Below are 11,420 nucleotides of genomic sequence, written 5' to 3'. Positions count from 1 at the left end.
AGTAAACAAAGGGGGAAACTATGGGGTTAGTTTATGCTATGAGTGAGATCAAAGATAAGCGCCAGGGGGGCCATGATTGTACATTTAATGGTTTTCTCGAGGATTATCTAAATTGTGATCAAGCTCAATATAAAGAATTACTTGAAAACGTTTTAGAAATGGATGATTCCGTACGTGTTTTGGAAAACGTCCGTATACATATAAATAAAGATTTAGTAGCGAATAAAATTATTCGCTATAAAGATGTCCATAAAATTCCGAAAGGTTATATTAAAGCGCCTTTAATTTTGTATAGTGAAGGGCATGAACGAGAGTTTGCTTTGATCCTTGTCGATCGTAATTACCTTGAAGCGAAAGGTATTTACTATTGCTTAACAGAACAAGGAGGAATTTTAGGCGCTTACCGTCATAATGTATTGGTATTACCAATTGAAGAAACTGAGATCATCTTGGAGTTGTTGAAGCTATTACCAAGTGATCGTCCAACGATCGCATCACTTCAACGCGAACAAGATCGCCGTCATTATCGTGACACGGAACATCTCATTGAAAGTGCGATTGCCAAAGGTCAAGAAAATATTCAATATATCAACCAAAGCCTTCGTGATGATCCGCAAGGACGAGCAGATCGCATTCACCAAACCATTGCTTCATGGTATTTACTGAAAAAAATGCTCTATGTGCAATATATGATGGATAAGGACACCTTACTGAACACAAACCAAGGCGATATTAAATTACATCGTCAAAAAGCGAAAGAGTATTGCAATAAAATAGAATTTATACCGTTTAGTGAACTTTGGAGGATATGATGAAACTAATTTCGTGGAATGTTAATGGTTTACGTGCCGTTATGAAAAAAGATTTTGAAGGAATTTTTGAAGCGATGGACACAGATGTCCTTTGTCTTCAAGAAACAAAAATGCAAGCGGGTCAATTGGATTACGATCCGGAAGGCTATTACGCATACTATAATTATGCAGAAAAAAAAGGATATTCTGGCACCGCGGTTTATACGCGTATTAAACCGATTAACGTTACCTACGGAATTCAAGAAGATGAACATAATGCTGAAGGACGTGTCATCACATGTGAGTATGATAACTTTTTTCTAGTTTGTGTTTATACACCCAATTCACAACCCGAGTTGAAACGCATTGATTATCGTATGCAATGGGAAAATGATTTTAGAGAATACTTAAAGATGTTGGATGAGTCAAAACCGGTGGTTTTATGTGGGGATTTAAATGTTGCCCATAAAGAGATTGACTTAAAAAATCCATCAGCGAATCGAAAGAACCCGGGATTTAGCGATCAAGAGCGGGAACAGTTCACCAATCTTCTCGATGCAGGATTTATTGATTCGTTCCGTGAATTGCATCCTAATGAAGTCGATCGTTATTCTTGGTGGAGTTATCGCTTTAATGCACGCAGTCGCAATGCGGGTTGGAGAATCGATTATTTCGTTGTCTCTGAACGATTAAGAAATGCCATTGAAGATGCAGATATTCTCGATCAAGTTCTTGGAAGTGATCATTGTCCTGTAATGCTTAAACTTAATTTTTAAACATAAACCTCTTGATGATACGTCATCAAGAGGTTTTTATTAAATTGTGTAAACGGTGAAAGTTTAACGTTAATGATAAACGTTGTGTATTTATAATCACACATATAATGTAAACGGTATCTTGTAAATGATTACGAGATATCGATGTAAATCCATGACTTTTGTTGATGATAATGGTATACTATCACGGTGTGTTGAAAGAAGTAGGAAAATTAATGACATTTAAAGAACTAGAATTAGAAGAAGAAATCGTAAGAGCCGTAATCGAAAAAGGTTACGAAGAGCCAACAGATATACAATCACAAGCAATTCCAATGTTGCTTGGTAATCATGACTTATTAGCTCAATCTCAAACAGGTACAGGTAAAACTGCGGCGTTTGGGTTACCAATGCTAAGTTTGACTCAACCTGGAGATAAGAAACGAACAAATTCGTTAATCCTATGTCCTACACGTGAGTTATGTATGCAAGTGGCTGAAGAAATGAGAAGTTTCTCGAAGTATAAACAAGGCGTTAACATCGCATGTGTATACGGAGGTAGCCCTATTGATAAACAAATTAGAGACCTTAAACGTGGAGCAGACATTGTAGTTGCGACACCAGGTCGTTTAATGGATCATATTCGACGTAAGACAATCCGTTTAGATGATTGCCGTCATATTGTCTTGGATGAAGCTGATGAAATGCTAAATATGGGATTTATTGAGGATATTGAAGAAATCTTTTCATTCCTTCCTGAAGAACGCCAATTCGCATTCTTCTCAGCAACAATGCCTAAGGAAATCGTTAAATTAAGCGAGAAATTTTTGGTTGAACCAGAAAGAATCACACTATCTCGTAACAATCTAACTGTTTCTCGTATTAAACAAATCTATTACACTGTTGAATCAAGAGATAAAGTTGATTTAACAATTCAATTATTACAATTGCATAAAACAAGTGGAACAATGATATTCTGTAATACCAAAAAAATGGTTGATGAACTTACAACGCAATTAAACAAAGCGGGATTCCCTGCTTTAGGGTTACATGGTGACATGAAACAAGAAATGCGTTCAATGGTAATGGGCCGTTTTAAAAAAGGTATGGTTTCTGTGTTAATTGCAACCGATGTTGCGGCACGTGGAATCGATGTTGACAGTATGGATGTAGTGATAAACTACGATATACCTCAAGAATTAGAATATTATGTACACCGTATTGGACGTACAGGTCGTGCTGGTAAAGAAGGTCTTGCGATCACTTTAGTATCACGTAGACAACGTTATGCAATTAAGCAAATCGAACGTTTATCAAATTCAACAATCGTTGAAACACCACTACCAACTAAAGAACAATTAAATGACTTAATGGTAGATCAACTTGCTCGTGAAATCCGTAAATGGAATGATCATGAACAAGGAAAACTCTTTAATATCGCTTATGAAGGTCTTCGTAAAGAGAACTTCACACAAGAAGAAATTATTGTTGCTTTCATTAATAAGATGATTAGTGAATCAAACTTAGAAGCAATCAAAGTTTCAAAACAAAAAGATGTTAAGAATAAAGGTGAAATATCACGTATTGGACTATCCGTTGGAGATCGTGATGGTATCTCTGCAGCTCACCTTGTAAGTGCAATCGCAACTGCAAGTGGAATTCGCGGAAAAGATATTGGACGTATTAAAATTGATGATAATGAAAGTACAGTGGAAGTTCCCCGTGAATTTGCACAAGATATTATTAATAAATTATCGGAAACAAAAATTAATAATAAAGACGTGAACGTTACAATGGTTGATGAATTTGCACAACCAACACCACGTGGTGGACGTAGCGGACGCGGAGGACGTGACTCACGTCGTGGCGGTGGAAATGATCGTCGCCGTGATGGTGGACGTCGTGACGGAGGTCGCCGTGATGGTGGACGTCGTGATGGCGGAAGACGTTCAAACGATCAAAGTCGTCGTAACAACAAAGGATAAAAGAGATGGGTTTACCCATCTTTTTTTGTGCGAAATTCGAAAATGGCCATATTTATGCTATTATATCAATAGCAACACTTTTAGGAGGTCTTATGGAATATAAAGCGCTCGTTTTAAATACCAATCACGATAATGTCATACCGGAAATAAAAATACTCAATACGGATGATCTAAATCATGATGTTTTAATTAAGGTCTCTTACGCCAGTGTTAATTATAAAGATGGCCTTGCGATGAGACCCAAAACACGCGTTGTAGGTGAATATCCTACGGTTGTGGGTATTGATTTTACAGGAACCGTCGTGGAATCAAATGTTGAGAAATTTCATATTGGTGATGAGGTCATTGTCACAAGCCATGATATTCTAAAATATCGAACTGGAGGGTTTGCGGAATATGCTTCGGTCCCTGCGTCAGAGGTGACCTTACTTCCTGAATCACTCAGTTTAAAAACGGCTGCAATTATCGGAACAGCAGGGTATACTGCTGCCCTTTCAGTTTATCGTATGATGCAACAGACAAATCCAATGAAGCGCGAACCTGTATTGGTTTTAGGAGCAAGTGGTGGTGTTGGTTCAGTGGCTTGCGCAATTTTAGACCGTCTCGGTTATCCGGTAACAGCGGTAAGTCGCAAGAAGGATACTGCTCAAGATTATTTTAAAAATATGAATGTAAAAGAAGTAATGCATCCCGATGAATTAACGGAAGAACCTCTAAAACCCCTTGGAAAGATGATGTGGACCGCAGTCATTGACCCAATTGGTGGAAAGTACAGTTCGTATTTGCTACCACATCTGAATTATGAAGGTGTTTATTTGTTAAGTGGTAATACTGCCGGTGCAAAATTTGAAACGACTGTATTTCCCTTTATCTTACGCGGTATTCAAGTCATTGGGATTGACTCAGTCAATAATAATCTAAAAGATGTCTTATGGGGACTGATTGCGACTGATTATAAACCGCGTAATATTCATGCGCTTTGTGATCGTGAGATAACCTTAGAAGATGTTCCTCAAGCACTTGAAGATATTCTTGAAGGAAAAATGATGGGACGTACAATCGTGAAATTATAAAAAAAGAAACCGTAGATATCTACGGTTTCTTTTTTTCTTTGAGTTTTCTTAATTTATTGGTACGCTGAACTTTTTTGAGTTGTTCGTAATTAGAAGCGTATGTTTTTTCCGCAGAATTTAGGTTTTGAGGACGATAAAACTCCTCATCTTTAAGTTCGTCGGGTAAATATTGGATTTTATGCCACAAATCACTACGCTCATAATCGTACATATCCTGATCATCAACACCCACAGCATTTAGACGTAGATATTGAGGTACTTGATGTGCTGTTTCACGAACGGTTTTTAAGGCTGCATCAATACCGTGTTCCCCCGCTTTAGATTTAGGTGAAAGGGCACATTCAATAACGACAACACTTAACGGAAGCTTAGCCTCAGGAAATCCAATTCGTTTTGCGGCATCGATGGCGGTGACAACACGTGCACATAATGCGGGATTTGCAAGTCCGATATCTTCATAAGCTATGGCAATAAGCCGACGTTCGATCGAATCCATATCCCCCACATGAATTAATTTCGCAAGATAGTATAGAGCGGCTTGGACATCACTTCCACGGATTGATTTTTGGAATGCACTCAGGGCATCATAGTGATTGTCGCTATCTTTATCCATTGAAATATTAACGGAGAGACTCAGTTTTTCAAGATGTTTTTCGGTAATAACATCATCGCGTGTCGATTGTGCCAGTAAATCAAGGGCATTGAGTGCGTATCGTGCATCACCATTACAACTTGAAGCAATTGATTCTAAAACATCTTCTTGAATAATTTGATTGTTTTCAAATACTGAAGCTGCACGCTTTAATATGGATACAATATTATTATAAGATAGGGGTTTAAATTCAAATAGATGTACGCGAGATCGAATCGCTGGATTTATTGAAAAATAAGGATTGGCTGTTGTTGCACCAATCATCGTGATCAGACCACTTTCCACATGAGGTAAAAGAATATCTTGTTTATCTTTATTTAAACGATGAACCTCGTCAATAATCACGACAAGACCGCTGCTCATTTCTGCTTCAAGAAAGAGTGCATCCAGTTTCTTTTTATTATCCGTAACAGCATTAAAAAGTCGATACGGTCGTTTTAACGAATTAGCGATGGCCATCGCAGTCGTTGTTTTTCCCGTACCGGGAGGTCCGAAGAAAATCATGGAATGAAGATTACCGCTTTCCACGACATTACGTAAAATTTGATTTTCCCCAAGTAGATGTTCTTGTCCGATGATATCATCAATCGTTTCAGGACGTACTCGGAATGCTAATGGTTTGTTCATAAAATCACCCTATATATTGTAACATGTTTACGGTAGAATAGAGATGAGGTGATTTCATGAAAATCGTGATACAAAAAGTAAAAGAAGCAAAAGTTGTTGTAGATCAAGCAATCGTGGGTGAAATTAAACAAGGATATATGTTACTTGTTGGGATGGAAACAGGTGATAGCGATGCTGATATTAAGAAAGCCGTTGATAAAATTGCGTCTATTCGACTTTTTGATGATGCAGAAGGAAAAATTAATCTCAGTATTCAAGATGTAGGGGGGGCTATTTTGTCAATTTCTCAATTTACATTAGCAGCAGATTGTCGTAAAGGGAATCGTCCAAGCTTTAGTAATGCAATGGAGCCAACTCAAGCAAATACGATGTTTGAGGCATTCAACACGGGGTTAAGAAATCATGGTCTCAAAGTTGAAACGGGTATTTTCCAAACCCATATGAATGTAATTTTGGATAATGATGGCCCCATTACGATTATGCTCAATATTAAAGATGGTAAGGTAATTTAAGGTGTGGTATTATTAAAGACGTTAATTGGAGATGATAACATGACAACAATACTTGATGGATTGGCTGTTTCAAAAGCAATTCGTGCTTCGTTAAAAGCAGAAACAGAAGTGCTTATTGAACAAGGGAAACGTGTACCTTCACTAACCGTTGTAATCGTGGGAAATGATCCCGCTTCACAAACGTATGTGAATTCTAAAGTAAAACAATGTAAGTCTGTAGGATTTTCTTCACAGGCGATTTCGTGTGAGGCGGATACATCTCAAGAAGCACTGCTTGAGATTATTAAGACCTTAAACCAAGATGATAATATTGATGGGATTTTGGTTCAGTTACCGTTACCGAAGCATATTGATGAAAATGTTATTATTGAAGCAATTGATCCGCTTAAGGATGTCGATGGATTACACCCCCTTAATGTAGGCTATTTAGAATTAAATCGTCCACGATTTGTATCCTGTACGCCGAAAGGGATTATTCGCTTATTAGATTGGTATAATGTGGAAATTGAAGGGAAGCGAGCATTGGTGATTGGCAGAAGTCGCCTTGTGGGGAAACCTGTCGCAACACTGTTAACGCAAAAGAATGCGACCGTTACCTTGGCACATTCAAAAACAAAAAACTTAGAGGAACTCATTCGTTCTAATGATATAATTGTGGTTGCAATGGGAAAACCGGAAGCGATTCCCGCATCTTGGATTTCAAATCAGCACGTACTCATTGATGTAGGAATTCATCGTATTGATGGAAATTTAAGAGGGGATGTAGAGCGTCAGGCTTATGAAATTGCATCGTATGCGACGCCAGTTCCGAAAGGTGTTGGACCGATGACCATTGCGAGCTTACTTGAAAATACAATGATTGCATATAAACTTAAGGAGTGTCAGCATGATTGATAAAACATATGGTTTAGGTGATATTGTACAAATGAAAAAAGATCACCCATGTAAGAAATCACAGTACTTTAAAATTACACGAATGGGTGCAGATATAAAAATTAAGTGCGAAGGATGTGGGTCTGTTATTATGCTCACACGTCAAGATTTTGAAAAAAAATTAAAGAAAGTAATTGAAAGAAACGAGGAATTATAGATGGCATTAACAGCAGGAATTGTTGGATTACCAAACGTGGGTAAATCCACATTATTTAACGCAATCACGAAATCACAGGTTGAAGCAGCAAACTATCCATTTGCGACGATTGCACCAAACGTAGGTGTTGTAAAGGTAAACGATCCACGACTCGACACAATTCAAAAATTTATTGAGTCTAAGAAGATTATTCCCACAACGTTTGAGTTTACGGATATTGCAGGACTTGTAAAGGGTGCATCAAAAGGTGAAGGTTTAGGGAACCAATTCCTATCAAACATTCGTGAAGTGGATGCCATCGTGCATGTTGTACGTTGTTTTGCGAATTCAGATATTGTGCATGAGCATGGTGTTGTTGGTGATCCAATCTCTGATATTGAAATTATTGAAATTGAACTCATGCTTGCGGATTTACAAAGTGTAGAGAACCGAATTTCACGTGTAGGACGTAAAGCAAAATCGAATGATAAAGAAGCAATGGCAGAAATGAAGTTATTAGATCGTGCAAAGGAAACGCTTGAAAATAACCGTCCATTAAGCGATCTCAATTTGTCAGAAGATGATGAAAAACTTGCTCGTACGTTGCATTTCCTAACCATTAAACCTGTTATTTATGTAGCGAATATCGATGAAGACAGTCTTATGGATATTGAAAGTAACGAAATGTACCAAAAGGTTAAAGCGTATGCAGAAGCGCGATCATGTCGTGTGATTCCTGTATGTGCAAAAGTTGAAGAAGATTTATCAAGTCTTGAAGATGATGAAAAAGCAGCATTCTTGGCCGATTTAGGGGTTCAAGAAAGTGGATTGGATGTATTAGTTCGTAATAGCTATGAAATCTTAAACTTACGCACTTTCTTTACTGCGGGTCCACAAGAAATTCGTGCATGGACTTTTGTGAATGGCATGAAGGCACCACAATGTGCTGGGGTGATTCATACAGACTTTGAAAAAGGATTTATCCGATCCGAAACGTATAATGTGGAAGATTTGGAAGCGTTTGGAAGTGAACAAGCAATTAAAGAAGCAGGAAAAATGCGCTCTGAAGGAAAAGATTACGTCATGAAAGATGGCGACATCGTACACTTTAGATTTAATAATTAATAAAAAGACCCCCTTACAAAGGTGGGAACTGACCTAGTTCCGTGATTTGTGGAGGGGGTTTTATGTAAATAAAAAAAGAACCATGGATTTATTTTATGGTATAATGAAACAAAGGTAAGAGGAGGGAATCTTATGAAATTAGTATTAGCTATTGTTTCAAATGATGACAGTACTGTAGTTTCAAATGCTTTGAATAAAGAAAACTATCAAGTTACACGTCTCGCTACAACAGGTGGATTCTTACGAGCAGGAAATACAACACTTATTATTGGTGTTGATGATGATCGCGTCGAAGGATGTTTGGAAATCATTGGTAATGAATGTAGTAAACGTACGGAAGTTGTACCATCTACAGCCTCATATGATATCGGACGTTACGCATCATTCCCTGTGGAAGTTCAAGTTGGTGGCGCAACCGTGTTCGTCATGGATGTAGAGCAATTCCATAAACTTTAAAAAAGAAAGAACGATCTCGTTCTTTCTTTTTTAAATTAATTCAAAATATTCTGGCCAGCGATATTCCCGAATGGGCATGGGCCGATTATTATCAAAATAGAGGACCAGCGCAGGCTTAATGCCATTCCAGTTATCCACAATTTCAAAATGAGTGAGATGCCCATCGGCGATAAGTTGTTTTGCTTTCGCATGATAATTAAAATAAGCCATGATTTTCCCTGCTTTCACCCCTATTCTATACGATTTACATGAAAATATAAAGGCGGTAATACGATGAAACTGACACCAAATCTAATGGTTACAAATGTGAACGAAAGTATTTTGTTTTACCAAACCGTTTTAGAGATGAATGTTTATGATCAAGTGGATAGGGATTCAGTCCCGATCTTCGCGATTCTTGGTCGCGGCGAAACAACATTAATGCTTGAAGAAAAAAATACATTGATTGAAGAATATCCAACACTTCATACAGATTCGATTAATCCTTCTTTAACACTTTTTATTAAAGTCGATGATGTAGAGGCGGAATACAAACGGCTCAAAACACATCCAAATTTAATAAAGACACTCCATAAAACATTTTATGATATATGGGAATTTGCGTTAACAGATCCTGATGGTGTCGTCATTACCTTTGCCGGAGGTTCCTATGAAACCGGAAAAAATTAAAGACGTATGCCTTCAAAATAAAGGAACGGTGTATGACTTTAAAGATGAGTGGAATGCGGAACGCGCTCTTGTAGGTGGGAAAATGTATATGATGATGGGAACCAATAAAGAGGGAAATTCAATTGTAACGGTGAAAGCGGAACCCAGTGAAGGGGCACGCTATCGTGAAATGTATCCAGGAGTCATCACTGAAGGTTACTATATGAATAAAGTTCATTGGATTTCAATTCGTATGGATAAGGATGTGGATGAACCACTCATTGAAACACTTATTAACGAGTCGTATGAACTTATCTTTAAGAGTCTAACTAAGAAAATACAAAGTGAGATAAAATAAAAAGTTCCGCAAGGAACTTTTTATTTTGTTTTGTAATAACGTCGGTGTTCGAAAATTGACTCGAGTGAATATTTCGAAGCATCACCTTCAAGCAATTGATGACTGCCATCTGTAACCAACCGTGCTTCAAATTGTTTTTCATAATCAGGAATTGATAACTTTGTACGCTGATCAAGGTCATCTTGATGTGTCATGCACAAGTGTTTTTTGTAATTAGGTTGTAAGATCCCGGAGAAGAACTCGCCCACGGCACCAGAACCATAACTGTATAAACCAATACGATCTCCAGCATTTAAGGATCCTTGTTCTAGGAGACTGAGTAAACTTAAGTAGAGCGAACCGGTATAAATATTACCCACTTGACGATTGTATAGTGTACTTGTTTTAAAGTTTTCAAACAATGCAGGGTGTGTTGCTTCATCTGCGATAAGTTTGAGTGTTTTTAATCCAAGTTTCGTATAAGGAATATGGAAACAGATTGCTTTGAAATCCTCAAGATTTTGATCTGTTTTATTTAAATAATCTTCATATACGGTGGTGAATAGACGTTGGTACTGCTCATTTGAGTACTTCCCATCTACAAAAGCAACATCACTATAATTCGGTCTCCAGAAATCCCAAATATCATCTGAAAAATAAGATGCATCTGCTTCAAGGGTCATGATTTTTGGATGTGCACTGACTAACATTGCGACTGATCCAACACCTTGTGTCGCTTCACCTCCGGTGTTAAGGCCGTATCGCGAAATGTCACTTGCGATTACGAGAACTTTTTTATTGGGATTTAAAGCGATATGTCCTTTTGCAAGTTGAAGACCCGCAGTTGCTCCATAGCACGCTTGTTTAATTTCAATACAACGTGCAAAAGGGTTAATCCCCAATAATGTATGAATTGAGGTTGCGCCTGCTTTTGATTGGTCAATACCGGATTCTGTAGCGAGAATCACAAGGTCGATGGCCTCTTTATCCGCATCATCTAATATTTTTGAAGCGGCATTCGCCCCCAAAGTAACGGTATCCTGTGATAGTGGACAGACAGCTTGTAGATCTTGTCCAAGTCCGAGAATATATTTGTTTGGATCAATCCCGCGTGCTTGCGCGAGATCCGCCATATCAATATACGTTAATGGGGCATAAAACCCTATTTTATCAAGTCCAATTTCCATGGAATATCTCCTTTTTCAATATGCTTTCATTATAATAGTCTCTTGGCTAATAAGCAAAAATTATGTGTAATTCAAGAATAATTCACACGAAGTAGGGTATTTTAGGCATAAACTTATGGTATCTTGTGTGAAAATGAGCGCTTTTTACGCTCAAATGGTAAACTAGGGTTCGAGATAGAGATAGGCGTTAAGGAAAATGTTGT

Annotated in this window: 14 protein-coding genes; 11 read left to right on the top strand and 3 right to left on the bottom strand. The window is 37.8% G+C overall.

Annotated elements, in window-relative coordinates:
- Positions 1-20 precede the first annotated feature (20 nt).
- The 4 genes from EPJ89_RS03110 (at position 21) to EPJ89_RS03095 (ending at position 4,604) form a co-directional block, all read left to right on the top strand.
- On the top strand, positions 21-812 hold the full coding sequence (locus EPJ89_RS03110) for a hypothetical protein (protein WP_200542896.1): 792 nt from the start codon (positions 21-23) through the stop codon (positions 810-812).
- Complete coding sequence (locus EPJ89_RS03105) at positions 812-1,567, top strand: exodeoxyribonuclease III (RefSeq protein ID WP_200542900.1); 756 nt, start codon at positions 812-814, stop codon at positions 1,565-1,567. Before EPJ89_RS03110 ends, EPJ89_RS03105 begins: the two co-directional genes overlap by 1 nt.
- A 215-nt stretch (positions 1,568-1,782) precedes the next feature.
- Positions 1,783-3,531, top strand: a complete 1,749-nt coding sequence (locus tag EPJ89_RS03100) for a DEAD/DEAH box helicase (RefSeq protein WP_244660797.1) — start codon at positions 1,783-1,785, stop codon at positions 3,529-3,531.
- Positions 3,532-3,623: 92 nt separating this feature from the next.
- Positions 3,624-4,604: a YhdH/YhfP family quinone oxidoreductase gene (locus EPJ89_RS03095; protein WP_200542898.1), complete on the top strand. Its 981-nt coding sequence runs from the start codon at positions 3,624-3,626 to the stop codon at positions 4,602-4,604.
- Positions 4,605-4,623: 19 nt separating this feature from the next.
- On the opposite strand, the gene EPJ89_RS03090 is transcribed toward EPJ89_RS03095, so the two are convergent.
- A complete protein-coding gene (locus EPJ89_RS03090; RefSeq protein ID WP_161636848.1) occupies positions 4,624-5,883 on the bottom strand; it encodes a replication-associated recombination protein A in 1,260 nt (419 codons plus the stop codon).
- A 56-nt stretch (positions 5,884-5,939) separates the two neighbouring features.
- On the opposite strand from EPJ89_RS03090, the gene dtd reads away from it, so the two are divergent.
- The 5 genes from dtd (at position 5,940) to EPJ89_RS03065 (ending at position 9,045) form a co-directional block, all read left to right on the top strand.
- Entirely contained in the window at positions 5,940-6,395 is a 456-nt protein-coding gene (dtd, locus tag EPJ89_RS03085) for a D-aminoacyl-tRNA deacylase (RefSeq protein ID WP_125163931.1), read from the top strand.
- Positions 6,396-6,434: 39 nt separating this feature from the next.
- Positions 6,435-7,289, top strand: coding sequence for a bifunctional 5,10-methylenetetrahydrofolate dehydrogenase/5,10-methenyltetrahydrofolate cyclohydrolase (locus EPJ89_RS03080; protein WP_200548960.1), 855 nt, complete (start codon positions 6,435-6,437; stop codon positions 7,287-7,289).
- Entirely contained in the window at positions 7,282-7,485 is a 204-nt protein-coding gene (locus EPJ89_RS03075) for a DUF951 domain-containing protein (RefSeq protein ID WP_003774276.1), read from the top strand. The genes EPJ89_RS03080 and EPJ89_RS03075 overlap by 8 nt, the downstream gene beginning before the upstream one ends.
- Positions 7,486-8,589, top strand: a complete 1,104-nt coding sequence (gene ychF / locus EPJ89_RS03070) for a redox-regulated ATPase YchF (RefSeq protein WP_200548958.1) — start codon at positions 7,486-7,488, stop codon at positions 8,587-8,589.
- A gap of 132 nt (positions 8,590-8,721) precedes the next feature.
- On the top strand, positions 8,722-9,045 hold the full coding sequence (locus EPJ89_RS03065; RefSeq protein ID WP_125163934.1) for a cyclic-di-AMP receptor: 324 nt from the start codon (positions 8,722-8,724) through the stop codon (positions 9,043-9,045).
- 30 nt (positions 9,046-9,075) lie between these two features.
- Here the strand turns inward: EPJ89_RS03065 and EPJ89_RS03060 are convergent, their stop codons facing one another.
- Positions 9,076-9,255 (bottom strand): thermostable hemolysin delta-VPH, encoded by a 180-nt coding sequence (locus EPJ89_RS03060; protein WP_125163935.1) that lies wholly within the window; start codon positions 9,253-9,255, stop codon positions 9,076-9,078.
- A 63-nt stretch (positions 9,256-9,318) separates the two neighbouring features.
- Between EPJ89_RS03060 and EPJ89_RS03055 the strand changes: the two genes are divergently transcribed.
- Together EPJ89_RS03055 and EPJ89_RS03050 are read left to right on the top strand one after the other, a co-directional pair.
- Positions 9,319-9,714 carry a VOC family protein gene (locus tag EPJ89_RS03055; protein ID WP_161636845.1) on the top strand — a complete coding sequence of 132 codons (396 nt, stop codon included), beginning with the start codon at positions 9,319-9,321 and terminating at the stop codon, positions 9,712-9,714.
- The gene (locus EPJ89_RS03050) at positions 9,695-10,051 is read left to right on the top strand and encodes an MmcQ/YjbR family DNA-binding protein (RefSeq protein WP_125163937.1); all 357 of its coding nucleotides are present in this window, start codon (positions 9,695-9,697) and stop codon (positions 10,049-10,051) included. Before EPJ89_RS03055 ends, EPJ89_RS03050 begins: the two co-directional genes overlap by 20 nt.
- A gap of 20 nt (positions 10,052-10,071) precedes the next feature.
- On the opposite strand, the gene EPJ89_RS03045 is transcribed toward EPJ89_RS03050, so the two are convergent.
- Positions 10,072-11,217: a hydroxymethylglutaryl-CoA synthase gene (locus tag EPJ89_RS03045; RefSeq protein ID WP_200542862.1), complete on the bottom strand. Its 1,146-nt coding sequence runs from the start codon at positions 11,215-11,217 to the stop codon at positions 10,072-10,074.
- Positions 11,218-11,420 lie beyond the last annotated feature (203 nt).

Source organism: Erysipelothrix sp. strain 2 (EsS2-6-Brazil) (assembly GCF_016617625.1).
Lineage (GTDB): Bacteria > Bacillota_I > Bacilli_A > Erysipelotrichales > Erysipelotrichaceae > Erysipelothrix > Erysipelothrix piscisicarius.
Note: the sequence above shows the minus strand (reverse complement) of the source record. Positions and strands in the feature narration are given on the sequence as shown.

Excerpts from the sequence above, each read along its gene's own strand:
- EPJ89_RS03110 (WP_200542896.1), top strand. The coding sequence starts at position 21 with ATGGGGTTAGTTTATGCTATGAGTGAGATCAAAGATAAGCGCCAGGGG.
- EPJ89_RS03105 (WP_200542900.1), top strand. The coding sequence starts at position 812 with ATGAAACTAATTTCGTGGAATGTTAATGGTTTACGTGCCGTTATGAAA.
- EPJ89_RS03100 (WP_244660797.1), top strand. The coding sequence starts at position 1,783 with ATGACATTTAAAGAACTAGAATTAGAAGAAGAAATCGTAAGAGCCGTA.
- EPJ89_RS03095 (WP_200542898.1), top strand. The coding sequence starts at position 3,624 with ATGGAATATAAAGCGCTCGTTTTAAATACCAATCACGATAATGTCATA.
- EPJ89_RS03090 (WP_161636848.1), bottom strand. The coding sequence starts at position 5,883 with ATGAACAAACCATTAGCATTCCGAGTACGTCCTGAAACGATTGATGAT.
- dtd (WP_125163931.1), top strand. The coding sequence starts at position 5,940 with ATGAAAATCGTGATACAAAAAGTAAAAGAAGCAAAAGTTGTTGTAGAT.
- EPJ89_RS03080 (WP_200548960.1), top strand. The coding sequence starts at position 6,435 with ATGACAACAATACTTGATGGATTGGCTGTTTCAAAAGCAATTCGTGCT.
- EPJ89_RS03075 (WP_003774276.1), top strand. The coding sequence starts at position 7,282 with ATGATTGATAAAACATATGGTTTAGGTGATATTGTACAAATGAAAAAA.
- ychF (WP_200548958.1), top strand. The coding sequence starts at position 7,486 with ATGGCATTAACAGCAGGAATTGTTGGATTACCAAACGTGGGTAAATCC.
- EPJ89_RS03065 (WP_125163934.1), top strand. The coding sequence starts at position 8,722 with ATGAAATTAGTATTAGCTATTGTTTCAAATGATGACAGTACTGTAGTT.
- EPJ89_RS03060 (WP_125163935.1), bottom strand. The coding sequence starts at position 9,255 with ATGGCTTATTTTAATTATCATGCGAAAGCAAAACAACTTATCGCCGAT.
- EPJ89_RS03055 (WP_161636845.1), top strand. The coding sequence starts at position 9,319 with ATGAAACTGACACCAAATCTAATGGTTACAAATGTGAACGAAAGTATT.
- EPJ89_RS03050 (WP_125163937.1), top strand. The coding sequence starts at position 9,695 with ATGAAACCGGAAAAAATTAAAGACGTATGCCTTCAAAATAAAGGAACG.
- EPJ89_RS03045 (WP_200542862.1), bottom strand. The coding sequence starts at position 11,217 with ATGGAAATTGGACTTGATAAAATAGGGTTTTATGCCCCATTAACGTAT.